Annotated in this window: 11 protein-coding genes, 1 tRNA gene and 1 pseudogene; 6 read left to right on the top strand and 7 right to left on the bottom strand. The window is 73.3% G+C overall.

What is annotated here, in order from left to right:
- Positions 1-4: 4 nt before the first annotated feature.
- The 3 genes from ACIP89_RS31350 to ACIP89_RS31340 all read right to left on the bottom strand — a co-directional run bounded on the left by ACIP89_RS31350 (position 5) and on the right by ACIP89_RS31340 (position 3,328).
- Positions 5-940 (bottom strand): pseudouridine synthase, encoded by a 936-nt coding sequence (locus ACIP89_RS31350; RefSeq protein WP_402117853.1) that lies wholly within the window; start codon positions 938-940, stop codon positions 5-7.
- Positions 941-1,094: 154 nt separating this feature from the next.
- Positions 1,095-2,264, bottom strand: coding sequence for a hypothetical protein (locus tag ACIP89_RS31345; RefSeq protein ID WP_402117852.1), 1,170 nt, complete (start codon positions 2,262-2,264; stop codon positions 1,095-1,097).
- A complete protein-coding gene (locus ACIP89_RS31340) occupies positions 2,261-3,328 on the bottom strand; it encodes a hypothetical protein (protein ID WP_402117850.1) in 1,068 nt (355 codons plus the stop codon). Before ACIP89_RS31340 ends, ACIP89_RS31345 begins: the two co-directional genes overlap by 4 nt.
- A gap of 408 nt (positions 3,329-3,736) precedes the next feature.
- Here ACIP89_RS31340 and ACIP89_RS31335 point away from each other — a divergent pair.
- Together ACIP89_RS31335 and ACIP89_RS31330 are read left to right on the top strand one after the other, a co-directional pair.
- Positions 3,737-4,468, top strand: a pseudogene (locus ACIP89_RS31335) (dienelactone hydrolase family protein); the annotation flags it as partial.
- A 292-nt stretch (positions 4,469-4,760) separates the two neighbouring features.
- On the top strand, positions 4,761-8,723 hold the full coding sequence (locus tag ACIP89_RS31330) for an AAA domain-containing protein (protein ID WP_402117849.1): 3,963 nt from the start codon (positions 4,761-4,763) through the stop codon (positions 8,721-8,723).
- Positions 8,724-8,878: 155 nt separating this feature from the next.
- Here the strand turns inward: ACIP89_RS31330 and ACIP89_RS31325 are convergent.
- A tRNA-Leu gene (locus tag ACIP89_RS31325) sits at positions 8,879-8,966 on the bottom strand.
- A gap of 183 nt (positions 8,967-9,149) precedes the next feature.
- On the opposite strand from ACIP89_RS31325, the gene ACIP89_RS31320 reads away from it, so the two are divergent.
- The 3 genes from ACIP89_RS31320 (at position 9,150) to ACIP89_RS31310 (ending at position 11,807) form a co-directional block, all read left to right on the top strand.
- Complete coding sequence (locus ACIP89_RS31320; protein WP_401930699.1) at positions 9,150-10,484, top strand: M20/M25/M40 family metallo-hydrolase; 1,335 nt, start codon at positions 9,150-9,152, stop codon at positions 10,482-10,484.
- Positions 10,485-10,625: 141 nt separating this feature from the next.
- Entirely contained in the window at positions 10,626-10,859 is a 234-nt protein-coding gene (locus ACIP89_RS31315; RefSeq protein ID WP_401930701.1) for a chaplin, read from the top strand.
- A 138-nt stretch (positions 10,860-10,997) separates the two neighbouring features.
- Positions 10,998-11,807, top strand: a complete 810-nt coding sequence (locus tag ACIP89_RS31310) for a chaplin (RefSeq protein ID WP_402117847.1) — start codon at positions 10,998-11,000, stop codon at positions 11,805-11,807.
- 66 nt (positions 11,808-11,873) lie between these two features.
- Here ACIP89_RS31310 and ACIP89_RS31305 read toward each other — a convergent pair whose 3' ends face one another.
- Positions 11,874-12,062 (bottom strand): DUF5703 family protein, encoded by a 189-nt coding sequence (locus ACIP89_RS31305; RefSeq protein ID WP_024493806.1) that lies wholly within the window; start codon positions 12,060-12,062, stop codon positions 11,874-11,876.
- Positions 12,063-12,109: 47 nt separating this feature from the next.
- On the opposite strand from ACIP89_RS31305, the gene ACIP89_RS31300 reads away from it, so the two are divergent.
- A complete protein-coding gene (locus tag ACIP89_RS31300; protein WP_402117846.1) occupies positions 12,110-12,769 on the top strand; it encodes a hypothetical protein in 660 nt (219 codons plus the stop codon).
- A gap of 65 nt (positions 12,770-12,834) precedes the next feature.
- Here ACIP89_RS31300 and ACIP89_RS31295 read toward each other — a convergent pair whose 3' ends face one another.
- Entirely contained in the window at positions 12,835-15,150 is a 2,316-nt protein-coding gene (locus tag ACIP89_RS31295) for an ATP-dependent RecD-like DNA helicase (protein ID WP_402117844.1), read from the bottom strand.
- The gene (locus ACIP89_RS31290) at positions 15,147-16,130 is read right to left on the bottom strand and encodes an aldo/keto reductase (RefSeq protein WP_401930711.1); all 984 of its coding nucleotides are present in this window, start codon (positions 16,128-16,130) and stop codon (positions 15,147-15,149) included. Before ACIP89_RS31290 ends, ACIP89_RS31295 begins: the two co-directional genes overlap by 4 nt.
- Positions 16,131-16,235 lie beyond the last annotated feature (105 nt).

Below are 16,235 nucleotides of genomic sequence, written 5' to 3'. Positions count from 1 at the left end.
CGCGTTACCCCCGCGGCCACGCGGAGAGCCGCAGCCCGCTCTCGAAGCGGCGCGGCCCTCCCGTGACCGGGTCGGTGAACTCCAGCACCCGCGCCAGCAGTTGGAGCGGGCGCGACCAGTCGTCCGGCGCCCTCTCCGGCTCGACCACGGGATAGACCGGGTCATGGACGAGCGGCAGTCCCAGGCCGTTCATATGGACCCGAAGCTGATGCGTCCGCCCGGTGGCGGGCAGCAGCCGGTAGCGCCCGAGGCCCTCCCGGTGCTCCAGCAGCTCGATCCGGCTCTCGCTGTTCGGCTCGCCCGGCTCCTCGCGGGCGGCGATCACCCCGCGCTCCTTGACGATCAGGCTGCGCACGGTGCGTGGGAAGGCGAGCCGCGCGTCGTAGGGCGCCACCGCCTCGTACTCCTTGCGCACCAGGCGGTCCCGGAACAGCGTCTGGTAGGCGCCCCGTTCCTCCGGCCGCACGACGAACAGCACGAGCCCCGCCGTCAGCCGGTCCAGCCGGTGCGCCGGCTGGAGCAGCGGGAGGCCCAGCTCGCGGCGGAGCCGGGCCACCGCCGTCTGGGTGATGTGCCGGCCGCGCGGCGTCGTCGCCAGGAAGTGCGGCTTGTCCGCGACGACCAGGTGTTCGTCGCGGTGCACGACACCGACCGGGAACGGCACCGGCTCCTCGGGCGCGAAGTCCCGGTGGAACCAGAGGTACCGGCCCGCCGCGTACGGCTCCTGGCCCGTGACCGGGCCCCGCGCCGAGACGAACCGGTCTGCCGCGAGCATGGCGTCGAGCCGGTCCGCACCGATCGCGCCGCCGAACCGCTCCAGCAGGTGATCACGCACCGTGGTCCACCGCCCGCCGGGGTCGTCGGGGAGCCGCACCCGGACCGGATCGATCCCGTCGCGCTGCGGCAACGGTGACGGCGGCGGCTTCGAGCGCCCCCTCACCGGGGGCCGCCCGGCGCCCGGGTGCTGGTTCTCATGGTGCGGAGAATCCTTCCACAGCGGCCGGGCCCCGCGCGCCGCCGGGGCCCGGGTGCGGCCGGGCCCCGCGTGCGGCCGGGCCCCGCGTGCCGCCGGGGCCCGGCCGGTGCGCCGCCTCTCAGGCGGACGGGAGCGTCAGCTTCTGGGGGCCGCAGCCGATGCGCTCCGCCTCCGCCGCGACGTAGCCGGGCAGTAGCTCATCGGTGAGTGTGAAGCCGCCCTTCGCCGTCTGCCGCAGTTGCTCCACCACGAACACCACGGGCCCGGTCTGGCAGCGCGCCCGGTACACCGCCCGGCCCCCGGTCGTCTTTCCGTAGCCCGTGGTGCCCTTCACGGAGGCGCCGGTCCGCAGTGAGTCCCAGGAGAAGATCTCGGCCAGCGCCGGGTCCACCACCGTCGTCAGCCGCAGCACCGGTTCGCGGTAGTCGCCGCCGACCTCGCACACCCGGGCCGGCCCGGCGGCGCCGGCACCGGTCCGGGTGCGGGACAGCTCCTTGCGGTAGGCCGCGGGCAGGGCGAACCCCTTGGTGCCGCAGAGCGCGGCCGCGTCGCCGTCCTGCCAGGTGCCGATGGGGGGAAGCGTCCGCGGCGACGGGTAGCTGCCCGAGCAGCCGAAGGACCGGATGACCCCGTTGGCCGCGTCCACCAGGGCATCGGTGAGGGCGTCGCGGTCCTCCGTCGCGAGGTCCGAGGGGAAGTCGAGGCCCGCCCGTCCCATGCCGATCTCCACCACGGTGGGCCCGGAGAAGTTGCCGCGCCCCGTGCAGCCCTGCGGCAGCGCCAGCCAGCCGCGCGACGCGGACACCATGCCGGGGAGTTCCCCGCCCAGCGACACCATGCCGGCCGCCAGGAACTCCTGGGGCCACCGCGTCGAGTCGGTCCCCCGCAGTCCGTCCAGCTGGTGCACGTTGACGGTCACCTGACGCAGGGCCCGGTCGTCCTTGAAACTGGTGATGCGGCACTGCCCGTACGACAGCCCGTCACCCTGCCGGCTGTTGTGCAGCGACTGTTCGTCGACCTCGATCCTGCGGTCACCGAAGAGCCCGGACACACTGGCGTCCCCGAGTGAATTCCAGCAGGGAGCGGGCCCGAGCAGCGGCAGGGTGTCGGTGCGCCAGGCGACCGCACCGGCGCCGAGCAGGGCGCCGGCCAGTCCGGCGGCGGTGACCGCACGGGCGGTACGGCTCCTGAGCAGGCGGCGCACGAAGGACGGGCGGCCGCCGCCGGCGTCCCCGGCGCTCGCGGGGCTCTCGGCGTCCTCGACCGGGACGGGCTGGTCCTCGCTCACGCGTCCTCACCCTCCCCGCAGCCGAGGCGCTTGCCGACGGACTCCGCGAAGCGGTCGAAGACCCGCCGGTCGCTGGGCCTGCCCCGGCCCTGGAGACCGGTCTCGACGTGTCCGTAGAACACCGTCGCACGTCCACCGCAGGTGGCGCGCAGCAGGCCGTGGGCCGAGCCGGTGGGCAGGCCGTCGAAGAGTGCGACCAGGCGCGGCTGGCGGGCCATCACATACTGCGCCGACGGTTCGTCGGGCGCTCGCGGTGTCTGCCACACCACCGAACACGTCTGGAGCCGGCCGGTGACCGTGCCCACCTGCTGCTGGTAGCGCGAACCCTGACCGAAGTCGAAGGACATCCCGGGTATCCGGCACAGCGGATTTCCCGCCCGCTCGTCGTCCTCCGCCACCGTCACCAGGGGCGACGTCATGCGCAACGGCTCGCCCGGTGCGCAACCGGCCTTCTTCATAGTGGTGTTGGCGGCATCGAGCAGCATCCGTCCGACCTCGGCGGTATTACCGATCGCGAACGGCATGGCCACCTTGCCGAGATGGCCGCCGCCCGTGCTCCCGCTCCGGATCGTCACTGCCGACGGCCGTCCGTCCGCGTCGCACTTGCCGGGCAGCACCAGCATGGCCCGGTCGGCGGCGACCAGCCCGTCGAGCCCGTCCGGGAGCGGCGAGGCCGAACCGTGGAAGTACTGGGCGATCCAGGCCCGGCGCTCCTCGGCGCCCGCGGGTACCGGCCCGTATTCCAGGGTGATCTGCTCCTTGAGGGTGAGCGGCTGGTCCGCGTCGCCGTCCTCGGCCTCCGAGGTCACCGCCAGTGTGCAGGTGCCGTGCGGCCGGCCGGCCGAGGGCGGTGCGGGCTCGGTGGCCCGCCGCTCGGAGCCGGACTTGCCGAGCGCTTCGTCGCCGAGGAACGACGCGCCGCTGTTCTGCTCCCAGGCGCCCCAGCAGTAGGAGGCACGGAACGGCCAACTGTCCGTCGCCCACAGTCCGATGCCGGACACCAGCACCGCGCCGGCGACGACCCCGGCCCAGACGGCGACCCGCCGTTTGCCCCCGCTGACCATGACAATTCCCCCTTGCGAACCACGAAGACCACGGCGAACGCATGATGCTACGTCGTCACCGGCCCTGACCGGCAAGGGGGTTGGGAAGGGGGACGCCGAAGAAACCGGTCAGGGACCGACGTGCGGGCCGCGCCTTCGCGTTCGGTCGCGAGGACGCCGCCCGGCCCGCCCGTCCGACGGACGTCAACGAGACGTGATGCCTCTCAACAAGTGGCGTCCCGCTAGGCTGCGGCCATGACTACCGGGACGGCCTCGCGCCAGACACGGATCGTTTGCCCGGCGCCCCTCTGAGCGCCGTATGGGCCACTGCCGGCCCGCCGTCCGACCGGGAACCCGGCGCTGCCGCGCGGGCCCCGCCTCCTGTCGTGCTGTTCACCGCTCGACATGCCAACCACGACAGGAGAACTCATGCCCACCACCGTGCTCCGGATTCCCACCGCGGACGGACTGGCCGACGCCTTCGCCGCCTTCCCCGACGACGGCCGGCGGCACCCCGGGGTGCTGATGTACCCCGACGGATTCGGCATCCGGCCCGTGCTGCGGGACATGGCAGTCGAACTGGCCGGACACGGGTACTACGTGCTCGTCCCCAACATCTTCTACCGCCACGGCCCCACGCCCGTCATCGAACTCCCCGAGCACATCGGGGAAGAGGCCCGCTCCCTGCTCATGGCCCAGGTGATGCCCCTGATCGGGGCGCACACCGCCGAACGCGTCCGGAGCGACGCCGGCGCCTACCTGGGGTACCTCACCGGCCGCCCCGAGGTGAGTGACGGCCCGGTCGCGGTGACCGGATACTGCATAGGCGGTCTGCTCGCGATGCGCACCGCAGCGGCCCACCCGGACAGGGTGGCCGCCGTCGCCGGATTCCACGCCCCCGTGGGCGCCGACGGTCCGGGACTCTTCTCCACGGTCACCGCTCAGGTCCACTTCGGCCACGCCGAGGGCGACCTCACGCCCGAAGGCCTGGTCGAGCTGAACCAGTCCCTGGACGCCGCGGGAGTCGGCTTCACCTCCGAGATCTACCCGGGCACCGTCCACGGCTTCACCATGTCCGACACCGACGCGTTCAACGCCTCCGGGCTGCGGCGCCACTGGGACCGCCTGCTGCCCCTCCTGCGCCGCGCCCTGACCGTCGGCTGGGTCTCCGGTATGCGTGTGGCACGGCTGCTTCGCGTGGTTGGCCGCGCCACGCGCGTACCGGGACCCGGCCTGCTGGGGTCCGGTAGATTCGGCCGACAGCCGACAGCCGACAGCCGACAGCCGACAGCCGACAGCCGACAGCCGACAGCCGACAGCCGACAGCCGACAGCCGCCAGCCGCCAGCCGACAGCCGCCAGCCGCCAGCCGCCAGCCGACAGCCGACAGCCGCCAGCCGACAGCCGGTCGGCGACGGGAGCGGCCGGAGGCCGTGCGTGACAGGGGGGACAGGGTGCGGAGCCGACAGGGGCGGGACCGCCGGCGGGAAGCGCTGCTGGAGTGCTGGCGCGCCATCGAGCTGTTCGGCCCGCCGAGCATTCCGGCACTGCCCCGACGGCGCTCCGCCGCACGGTCCGGGCCGGCCGACGAGTACATCGTCGATCTGACACCGCGGCCGGGAGAGGCACCCCCGCTCCTGCCGTGGGACGGCCGTCATCCGGACACGGGTGCGCGCAGGGCGCCCCACGGCCGGATGTGGCGTCACGAGATCTACTGCGGGGTCTTCGAACTGGAACTGCTCCGGCAGGCCATGATCGCGGTACTGCCCCCGGGAACCGATCCGGACCCCGGTGTGCCGCAGTCCGAGCTGACGCTGTCGGGCCAGAGCGCGATGTTCGCCCTGATCCTGGACGACGAGGGGCGACCGGTCGAGGACACGTCCGTGATCTCCGCCTGCGCCTGGGCGACCGGCCGCCTCTTCGACCCGGGGCCCTCCGCACGGGGTTGGCTGGACGGCTTCGAGGATCTCGACGACGCGTTCGGCGCGGCGATCGACGAACTGACGGCCACCTCGATTCCCTACGGCCAGGCCGTCCCACCCCCTGGCACGGCGGGCGGGCAGTGGCCCGGCTCCGGCCGGGCGACGGGGACCGCGGCCGGAGCCGATGGCCGGAGCTGGCAGCGGCTGCTCGGCGAAATCCTGGGCGGCGCCGCCGTCGGCGCGGTCGAGGCGCTGTTCGGCGAGGTCGTCGGCGCCGCCGTGCAGAGCGCGGCCGAACCCCTGGTGAGTCGCGCCGCCGACTGGGCGGCGGCCCGTCGGCTGGCAGCGAACGGAGGGGGCCCCGGGGATCCGGAGGGAACCGTTTCCGGGCCGGCGCGGGCCGGGAACGCGGGCACACCGGATACACACGAGGACGGGTCCGGTCCCCGCGCGCTCGGGGTCGCCGATCTCGTTGCCCTGACCGCGCAGATCGCCGACCTGTGCGGGGTGCGGGACCGCCTGCCGGCCGATGTGGTCCGGGTGCGCAGCAGGCTTGTCCGCCGGCCCAGGGACCCACAGACGAAGGTGGCCGCCGCGGCCCCGTTCCTGAACAGCCTGCTTCCCCCTGATCTCGACCGGGTGGCCGGGGCGGTCAGCAAGGGGATCGGCCCGGCTCTGGACGCGTATCTGACCGACCACGATGGCCTTGCGGTGGGAGCGCGGACGGATGTGCGCCAGGACCGCGGGGCCGTCCTGGCCGGGGTGGATCCGGAGCTGGTTCCGTCGGGGCGGTGGCCCTCACCGGCGCGGTTCCCGCTCGCGCTGAGCCAGCAGTTCGCGGTCGACCGGATGCTCGCGGACCGCGCGGGTACCGGGGGCGGGATGTTCTCCGTGAACGGCCCGCCCGGCACGGGCAAGACGACAATGCTGCGTGACCTGGTCGCCGCGCTGGTGGTCGAGCGGGCGGCGGTGCTGGCGACGTTCGACCGGCCCGCACAGGCATTTTCCGGCCCGGCGTGGCGGGGCAAGGACCGCCAGGGTGCGCACCCGCGGTTCGTGTCGCGGCTCGACCCCCGGCTGACCGGATTCGAGATCGTGGTCGCCTCCTCCAACAACGGTGCGGTCGAGAACATCACCGCTGAACTGCCCGGCGTCAGCGCGCTCGATGAGCACTGGCACGGCGGACCCGACCACTTCTCCGACCTCGCCTCGGCCCTCCTCGGCGGCCCCGCGTGGGGGTTGGTCGCGGCGGTGCTCGGAAACAAGACCAACCGCAAGGAGTTCGGCGACCGGTTCTGGTGGGGCAGGCTCCCCGAGAGGGAGGCCGAGGCCCGGTCCGCGGCAGGACAGCCGCCACTGCGCGGTATGCGGGCTGTTCTGACCGACTGGATCCCGCAGAGGACACCGCCCGCCGGCCGGCGCCCGGCCGGCCCGGCGGACGCAGGTGCACCGGGCGGGACCGCCGAGCCTGTGCCGTTGTGGTCCGACGCCGTCGCCGCGTTCCGCACCGCCCGGACCGAGGTCGAGCGCCTGCGTGCCGAGCGTGCCCGGCTGGCCTCGGAACTGGCAGCCGTCGACTCCCCGGCGGCCGGGCGGCGGATCGCAGACCTGGAAGCCGCCGTACCCCGCGCGGACCGGCAGGTCACCGCCGCGACGACCGCCGTGGAGCGGGCCGCCGCCGTCACCGAAGAAGCCCGGCGGGCCACCGGGGCCGCCGAGGCCCGGCACCGGGCGGCCACCGAGCACGTGCCACGAGCCCGGCAGGAGCTGGGCGCTGCCCGTGCTGATGTGTCGGCCGCCCGCGAACTGGCCGCGCACCACCGCGACTACGTCACCGCGCTCACTTCCCGCCAGGACGCACCACAGACCGTCGAGCCGGGCCTGCGAGGCGGGCTGCGGCGCCTGCTCCAGAGCTCTGCCGACCGGCAGGCCGCCCAACGCCGGCAGGAGCGTACCCAGGCCGAGATCACGGAACTGCTCGTCCAGCACCGCGCCGCCCTCGACGACTCCGTCGCGCAGGTCGCCGCAGCCGTCCACGCCGAGTCCCTGGCCGCAGGCCGGATCTCGCGGTCCGCCGCCGCGGCCGACGAGGCGGCCGCCGGTCTCAGCGCCGCCCGCGAGCGTGAACGGACCGCACGCGCCCGGCAGGCCGCTGCGGACACCGCCCTGCGGCAGGCCCGGCAGGCCGTCTCCACAGCCCTTGACGAACTGCGGGCCGCCACGACCGGGCTCAACCGGCGCCACAACGCCTTGCGACGGGCGGCCTCGGCTCTGCCCTCACTGCCGCTCGGCTGGCAGCATGACGACGAGGCCGCCCAGGAACTCGGCTCCCCTTGGTCGGACGAGGCGTGGTCCACCGCCCGCAGCGACCTGTTCCTGCGCGCTCTCGACCTGCACCGCGCCTTCGTGGCCGGGGCCGCGCAGAAGGTCCGCGGCAATCTCCAGGTACTCATGGAGCTGATGGCGGGCACCAACGGACCACTGCCCGACGAGGAGGTCGAGCACGCCTGGCAGACCCTCTTCCTCGTGGTGCCCGTAGTGTCCACCACGTTCTCCTCCGTAGGCAGCATGTTCGCGCGCCTCGGCCGGGAGTCGATCGGCTGGCTGCTCGTCGACGAGGCCGGGCAGGCCACGCCACAGGCCGCCGTGGGCGCGCTGTGGCGTGCCCGCCGTGCCGTGCTGGTCGGCGATCCGCTCCAGCTGGAGCCCGTCGTCACCATGCCCGCGGCCCTGCAACGCCGGCTGCTGCGCGCCTACGGCGTCGACGAGCGGTGGCTGCCCTCCGCCACCTCGGCCCAGGCGGTGGCCGACCGGACCAACCGCTACGGCACCTACCTGCCGGCACCGGACAGCGACGACGGCCACGTCTGGGTGGGTTCACCGCTGCGCGTCCACCGCCGCTGCGAGGAGCCGATGTTCACCGTCAGCAACGAGGTCGCGTACGGCGGTCTCATGGTCCACGGCACCGCGCGACAGCCGTTCCCCGACGCCGAACGGAACGGGCTGCTGCCCAGCCGCTGGCTCAACACCGATGACCCCGGCCGCCCGGCCGACGCCCCGTGGGGGGTACGCGACCGCCGTGCGTTCGAGTTCGTCCTCGATCACCTGGAGCGGCACGGCGTCGGCGTCGAGCGCATACGGGTCATCGCCCCGTTCCGTGCCCTCGTCGCCGAGTGCAAGAAGGTCTGCCGCGGCCGCGAGGGCTGGACCGCTGAACTCCTGGACGAACGCTGCGCCACTGTCCACCGGGCTCAGGGCAGGGAAGCCGATGTCGTCGTCCTCGTGCTCGGCGGCGGCCGTCGCGGAGCACGCGAGTGGGCGGCCAACAGCCCCCACCTGCTCAACGTGGCCGCGAGCCGCGCCAAGCGCCGCCTCTACGTCATCGGTGAGCGGGGTCTGTGGGCCCCACTCGCCCACTTCGACGTCCTCGCTCGCGAACTGGCGGAATTCGACTACGTCAGTGACCGCGCGACCTGGCCGCCGGACGGAGAGTGACCGGCGCCGGCCCTCATCTCCGAGCAGCACGGATCTCTGAGCAGCACGAACGGAACCGACGCCGGCGAACCGAGGATCACGGTCCGGTGCACACAACAGAGCCGGTCAAAGCGACATCGCATCGCTTTCACCGGCTCTGTTCGGTCGATCGACCATGGTGTCCGAGGGGGGACTTGAACCCCCACGCCCGATAAAGGGCACTAGCACCTCAAGCTAGCGCGTCTGCCATTCCGCCACCCGGACAAGGTGTCTGTCTCGCGGGCCCGGCCCGTTCCGACGTGGAAAACCATAGCAAACATTGGGAGGTGCTCGATCACGCCCCGGTCTGTGTGAAGGGCGGATGACGAGGGGTGGGGGGCCTTGGGTGTGCGGGCCCGGCGCGGGAGGATGAGGGGGAGCACCACAGCGACAGTGGAAGGAACCAGCGTGAGCGAGACCAATGCGGCCCGGACGGGCTCGGGTGAGACCGCCGAGAACGAGGTCGTGGACCTCTGTCGCGATCTGATCCGGATCGACACCAGTAACTACGGGGACCACTCGGGGCCAGGTGAGCGGCTGGCCGCCGAGTACGTGGCCGAGAAGCTCGCGGAGGTCGGGCTGGAGCCGCAGATCTTCGAGTCCCACAAGGGCCGTGCCTCCACGGTGGCGCGGATCGAGGGCGAGGACTCCTCCAAGCCGGCCCTGCTGATCCACGGCCACACCGACGTCGTCCCGGCGAACGCCGACGACTGGACGCACCACCCCTTCTCGGGCGAGATCGCGGACGGCTGCGTGTGGGGCCGCGGCGCGGTCGACATGAAGGACATGGACGCGATGACCCTCGCGGTCGTGCGCGAGCGGATGCGCAGCGGCCGCAAGCCCCCGCGGGACATCGTGCTCGCCTTCCTCGCGGACGAGGAGGCGGGCGGCACCTACGGGGCCCGGTATCTCGTCGACAAGCACCCCGACCTGTTCGAGGGCGTCACCGAGGCGATCGGCGAGGTCGGCGGCTTCTCCTTCACGGTCAACGAGAACCTGCGCCTCTACCTCGTGGAGACCGCGCAGAAGGGCATGCACTGGATGCGGCTGACCGTGGACGGCACGGCCGGGCACGGGTCCATGACCAACGACGACAACGCGATCACCGAGCTGTGCGAGGCGGTCGGGCGGCTCGGGCGGCACACGTGGCCGGTACGGGTGACCAAGACCGTGCGGTCCTTCCTGGACGAGCTGTCCGACGCGCTCGGCACTCCGCTGGACCCCGAGGACATGGACGCCACGCTGGCCAAGCTGGGCGGCATCGCCAAGATGGTCGGCGCCACCCTGCGCAACTCCGCCGCCCCCACCATGCTGGGCGCGGGCTACAAGGTGAACGTGATCCCCGGGCAGGCCACCGCGCATGTCGACGGCCGCTTCCTGCCGGGGTACGAGCAGGAGTTCCTGGCCGACCTCGACCGGATCCTCGGCCCGCGCGTCAGGCGCGAGGACGTGCACGGCGACAAGGCGCTGGAGACCGACTTCGACGGCTCCCTGGTGGACGCGATGCAGATCGCGCTCAAGGCGGAGGACCCGATCGCCCGCGCGGTCCCGTACATGCTCTCGGGCGGTACGGACGCCAAGTCCTTCGACGACCTGGGCATCCGCTGCTTCGGGTTCGCCCCGCTGAAGCTCCCCCCGGAGCTGGATTTCGCGGGCATGTTCCACGGCGTGGACGAGCGGGTACCGGTCGACGGCCTGAAGTTCGGCGTCCGGGTTCTCGACCGTTTCATCGACAACAGCTGACCCGAGCCGAGTAATTCGACAGCGTGTACGCACAGACCGGAACGAGTGAAAGGGGCTTTCTGCTCGTAGCCCGATTGCCTTCTCCTCGTTACAGGTGATGCGGTCCGCGGCTGGGACCGCATTTGCCAACTAGGAGGAACAATGATCAAGAAGATTGCCGCCGCTGCGGCTGTCACCGGTGGTCTGGTGCTCGCGGGCGCCGGTATGGCCGTCGCCGACTCGGGCGCCCAGGGTGCCGCCATCGGCAGCCCCGGCGTGCTCTCGGGCAACGTCGTCCAGGTTCCGGTCCACGTCCCGGTCAACCTCTGCGGCAACACCGTTAACGTCATCGGTCTGCTGAACCCGTCCTTCGGCAACACCTGCGTCAACGCCTGACGTTGCACGTCAACCCGCAAGGGTTTGAGCCCGGTCGGCCTCGGAGTGCGCGCCATGTGCTCCGGGGCCGCCGGGTCCTTTGCCTCCGCACGCTCAAGTCCGGGGGTATTCCGGAAGGTAGAAGGCAGGAAATAACCTATGCGACAGGTCACGCGTAAAGGCCTGATCACCATGGCGGCCGCGGGCGGCGTACTCGCGCTCAGTGGCGGTTACGCGCACGCCGACGCGGGAGCGTCCGGCGGTGCCTCGAATTCCCCGGGGGTGCTTTCAGGGAATTCGGTACAGATCCCGGTCGAGGTTCCGGTGAACGTCTGCGGTAACTCCGTGAGCGTCGTCGGACTGATCAACCCGACCTTCGGGAACGCCTGCGGAAACGGTTCTGGGGGTGCGGCCGCAGGCCGGACCGGATCGTCCACGGGTACGGCGTCGGGCAGCCACGCCGCGGACAGCCGGGCCTCCGGCAGCCGCGCGTCGCAGGACCGCAGCCAGGGGGCCCCGACGGGCACGGGCAAGCACCGTGCCGTCCCCACGGCCAACGGGGGCGGGGCAACGGCACAGGGCTACGCGCAGGGCTCGCCCGGTCTGCTCTCGGGCAACCAGATTCAGGCCCCCATCGACATCCCGGTGAACGTCTGCGGGAACAGCATCGACGTCGTCGGGCTGCTGAACCCCAGCTTCGGCAACGACTGCGAGAACGAGAGCACGCCGCAGGTCACCCCGCCGGTCAAGCCGCCGGTGACTCCACCGGTCACCCACCACGAGGCACCGCCGGCACCCGGACCCCGCACCATCCCGAACGCGCCGGAGCCGCAGAGCATGCCCGAGGGCACTCCGCAGCTCGCACACACCGGATCGGGCGGGCTCGACCTGCTGATCCCGGCCGGCGCGGGACTGCTGCTCGCAGGCGCGGGCACGGTGCTGTACCGCCGCGCCAAGGCCGCCGCCTAGGTTCTTTCGTCTGGATCAGGCTGGATCGGAGAGCGGGCCCCGCGAGCAGCGGGGCCCGTTTTCGTTTCACCAGGTGGCCCGTAGCTGGCGGATGATCCGCCGGCGCAGCCGCACCCGGCGGCTGCCGTCCAGGCGCAGCGTCAGTCGGTCCAACTCCCAGTGCCCGTACTCGGCATGGTCGGTCAGCAGGCGGGTCGTCTCCTTCCGGGACAGCCCGCGAGGCACGTACACGTCGACAAATTCGTATTCCGGCATCGCATCTATTGTGCGGGCAGACCCCCGGTACGGATAGCGTCTGCTCTATGTCTGATGCTGCGCAGCCATCCGCTGCCGAGGTACGCGCCGCCGCTGATGCGGTCAAGGTCGCGCTCGACCGTCACCTCGACGCGGTCGAACGCCGGTCCGGGGACGACGACCCCGCTGTCTACGACGCGTTCAACGCACTGGCCGCTGCGGCCGAGGTCTATGACGAACTCCTCTACGACCGCCACGACGAGGTCACCCCCTTCGAGATTCCGGGCGCGGGGGACTCCCTGCCGCCCTACAGCGGTCCGGAGGAGCCGAACGCGCTCAGCGTGCTGATCCGCCGCGACTACGCGGTGGTGGAGCCGCAGCGGCTGCTCGCCCAGGCACAGCGCCTCGCCGACCTGGACCCGGACGCCCGCGACAGCGAGAGCACGGCCGCGGCCGGCAGCAGCGTCCACGCGGCGCTCGGGGTGCTCTTCGGGGAGTACGAGGCGGACGAGATCGCGTCCCGGCACATGGAATTCGGTCTTGAGGAGGGCGACTCGACCCTCTGGGTCGCGGCGGCGGAGGAACTGCCGGAGCCGGGGGAGTGGCTGGGCGCGCCCTTCGACGACGCGGATCCGGAACTGGTGGTCTGCCGGTTCGACGTCAGTGCCGTCTTCGACGAGGACGAGCTGGGCGGCGAACTCGACGGTCTGGCGCGGGACGGCTCCTGACCGGTCCGTCCCGTGCCCGGGGGCCTGGCGGACGCGTCACGCGTCCGCCAGGCCCCCGCCGAGTCTCACCCCTCTGACGCCTCCAGCAGGGTGCGCAGCCGGGTGCTGCGCTCCTGCGCGGGGGACTGGGCGACCGCGCGTGGCAGCGCCTGATCCACCCCGTGCACCACGGACAGATGCCGCTCGCCCCGGCCGAAGGCGGTGTAGACCCAGGGGCGGCTGAGCCCCTGCGCGGCGTCACCCGGCAGTACGACGACCACCGCGGGCCACCGCATACCGGCCGCCTGGTGGGCGCTGAGCGCCCAGGCGTGGCGCACGGACGCCTCCACCCGCTCCTGCGGCACGACGACCGGGCTCCCCGCACAGTCCAGGTGCAGGCCCTCCGCGTCGGCCGAGACGACCACGCCCGGCACCGTCCTGCCCGGTGCGGGGACATGGGCGACCCGGTCGCCGGGATCGAAGCCGCCGAACCGGCCGGGGCCGGGGTTGAGCCGCTGTTTGAGCGCTTCGTTCAGTGCCCGGGTGCCCGCGGAGCCGCCGTGGCCCACGGTGATCACCTGGGTGTCGGACGACGGGACGCCGATGGCGCGCGGCACCGAGTCGGCCACCAGCTGAACCGTGCGGTGTACCGCCTCGCCCGCGTCCCGCACGGGCACGATCACCACTTCCCTGCCCGGCGCCGCCACCTGGTTCAGCTCCCCGATGCCGATGCCGGAGACCAGCTCCCCGATCGGACCGGGATCCGGCGTACGGGAGACGACCTGCGGGCAGGCGCGGGCGGCCAGCACATCGGCGAACACCCGGCCCGCACCCGCCGAGCCCAGCACGCCCGGATCGCCGCTGAGCACCAGCCGGGTCCCGTCCGCGAGGGCCTCCACCAGCATGGCGCCGGTCTCGACGTCGACCTGCGGGGCGTCCAGCACGACGAGCAGGTCGACGGCGAGGGCCCCCTCCTCGTCCCGTCCCGGGCCCTCGGCGCCGGAGAGCAGCCCGGCCAGCGTGACGGCTGCGGAGGGGTCGCCCAACGCCTCGGCCAGCCGCCGTGCGCCGTCCGCGCTGTGGGCGGTGCCCAGGGCCCGCAGGCCGAGGCCGCCCGCCGCGGCGATCAGTGCGGCGGGCTCGGCCCTCGCCGCCTCGCCGCCGGTGTGCGCGACGAGTCCGTGGGCCGCGGCGACACGGATCAGCTCTCCGGCCGAGGAGGAGGGTGCGGAGGCGGCGGCCTCCGACCAGTCGGCGTCCTTCCCGACCGCGTTCACCAGCCGGGCCAGCCCGTCCGCGAGGCTCTCCTCCGCCAGGGCGTAGCGGTCGAGGCCGAGGAACACCCGCACCGGCTCCCGCGGGCCCTCCTCCCGGTCCTCGGCGGGCGCGTCGGCGGCTTCCGGCGCCTCCTCCCGCGCTTCCTCCTCCGTCCCGTCCTCCGCGCCGTCCTGGAAGACCAGGACGACGCCCTCGGCGACGGCGTGCTGTACGGCGGCGTCCGGGTCGGTCACCGCCCGTCCGGTGAGCGCGGCCCGCACCTCCGCGGCGTCCAGCGCGGTGTGCCCCTGCAACGCCGCGCGCTCCAGCAGCCAGCCGATCAGGGCGTCGGTGCGCCGCTCGTCGTCCGGGCCGCACTCCGCGCCCAGCAGCGCCCGTGCGAAGCCGTCGGCCTGCTCGGGAGCGACGCCGGGGAGGGCGAGCAGCTGCCAGGGGTCCGCGCGCAGGGTGTCGGCCGCGTGCGCGCCGAGCGTGCCGGCCGCCGGGGCGGCCAGGCTCCCGGGGGCGCCGCCGGCGGCTAGTACGGCGGCCACGGCGGCGACCGCCTCTGGGGCGGCCTCCCGGTCCGCGCCGACGGGCTCGGGGGCCCGCTCCCGGACCGGGGCGGGGGCGGGCTTGCGGGGGGCGGCGGGCGCGGGGGCGTCGAAGAACGCTGCTCCGGGCTTCTCGCCGCTCTCCACGGCGCGTACGGCCGCCAGCAGGTCGGCGGCCGGTCCGCTCAGCTTCGTACCGGCGGGGATGGGGCCGTCCTTCTCGGCCTTGCGCCTCTCGATCCGCTCCAGCAGCTCGCGCTGGGCCGCCAGCTCCGCCTCCGCCTCGGAGAGGACCGGGGCGGCGGCGGTGCCGCCCCCGGCGCTCGCGTCAGCCCCGGCGGCCGTTCCCTCGTCGTCGGCCGGCCCGCTGTCGGTACCGTCGTCGGCCGGTTCGCCGGCCGTCGCGGCCGTCGAGTCGTCAGCCGCGCCGCCGGGGGCCTCGTCGGCCGGGTCGTCGGCCGCGCCTTCGGTCGCTTCTTCGGTCCCGGCGGCGGCCTCCTCGGCGGGGGAGGGGGCGGAGACGTCCGCGACGACGTCTTCGTCGTCGGTGGCCGGGGAGCCGGGGGTTTCCCCCCGGGGAAGCGCAGTCACAGCGTGCTCCAGTCCTGGTCGGGATAGCGGTGCACGGGCGCCGACACATCGTCGAGCGCGCGGCAGATCTCGTCAGGAAGACTAAGCGTTTCCACTGACAACGCCTCCGTGAGCTGGTGCGCGTTGCGCGCGCCGACGATCGGGGCGACCACGCCCGGACGGTCCCGCACCCAGGCGAGCGCCACCTGCAGCGGCGTGGTGGCCAGCCCGTCGGCGGCGGTCGCCACGGCGTCCACGATGCGGCTCGCCGAGTCGTCCAGGTACGGCTCCACGAACGGGGCCAGCAGTTCGGAGGCGCCGCGCGAGTCCGCCGGGGTGCCGGTGCGGTACTTGGCGGTCAGCACGCCCCGGCCCAGCGGCGAGGACGGCAGCAGCCCCACCCCGAGGTCGAGCGCCGCCGGCAACACCTCGCGCTCCACGCCCCGTTGCAGCAGCGAGTACTCCATCTGCGTACTGGCCAGCCGGGTCCGCACGCCCGGCGCGGCCAGCTGCCAGGTCGCGGCCTTGGCCAGCTGCCAGCCGCAGAAGTTCGACACTCCCGCGTAGCGGGCGCGTCCGCTGGACACCGCCAGGTCCAGTGCCTGGAGCGTCTCGTCCAGCGGCGTCACCGGGTCGAAGGCGTGCACCTGCCACAGGTCCACGTAATCCGTGCCGAGCCGGGCCAGCGAGGCGTCGAGGGCGGCCAGCAGATGCCCGCGCGAACCGTCGAACCTGCGGTACGGGTCGGGCACACTGCCGGCCTTGGTGGCGATGATCAGATCGCGCCTCGGCACCAGCCCCTCGACGAGGCGCCCGAGCAGGTACTCGGACTCGCCGCCGCCGTACACGTCCGCCGTGTCGACCAGGGTGCCGCCCACCTCCCAGAAGGCCTTGAGCTGCTCGGCAGCGTCGTGCTCGTCGGTGTCCCGGCCCCAGGTGAGGGTGCCGAGCCCGATCCTGGACACTCGAAGGCCGGTGCGGCCGAGATGCCTCTGCTCCATGGGCGCTGAGATTACTGGCCACGGCTCCACTCGGTGCCGGGCTGTGGACAACCGGGGCCCGGCTCACCCCTGCCGGATCGTGTTCCCGCGCGCTAGAGTCCGGAG

It is taken from the genome of Streptomyces sp. NPDC088730 (assembly GCF_044751215.1).
GTDB lineage: Bacteria > Actinomycetota > Actinomycetes > Streptomycetales > Streptomycetaceae > Streptomyces.
The sequence above is the reverse complement of the archived record's forward strand: the minus strand, read 5'-3'. Positions and strand labels throughout refer to the sequence as shown.

Excerpts from the sequence above, each read along its gene's own strand:
- ACIP89_RS31290 (WP_401930711.1), bottom strand. The coding sequence starts at position 16,130 with ATGGAGCAGAGGCATCTCGGCCGCACCGGCCTTCGAGTGTCCAGGATC.
- ACIP89_RS31300 (WP_402117846.1), top strand. The coding sequence starts at position 12,110 with ATGTCTGATGCTGCGCAGCCATCCGCTGCCGAGGTACGCGCCGCCGCT.
- ACIP89_RS31310 (WP_402117847.1), top strand. The coding sequence starts at position 10,998 with ATGCGACAGGTCACGCGTAAAGGCCTGATCACCATGGCGGCCGCGGGC.
- ACIP89_RS31340 (WP_402117850.1), bottom strand. The coding sequence starts at position 3,328 with ATGGTCAGCGGGGGCAAACGGCGGGTCGCCGTCTGGGCCGGGGTCGTC.
- ACIP89_RS31305 (WP_024493806.1), bottom strand. The coding sequence starts at position 12,062 with ATGCCGGAATACGAATTTGTCGACGTGTACGTGCCTCGCGGGCTGTCC.
- ACIP89_RS31315 (WP_401930701.1), top strand. The coding sequence starts at position 10,626 with ATGATCAAGAAGATTGCCGCCGCTGCGGCTGTCACCGGTGGTCTGGTG.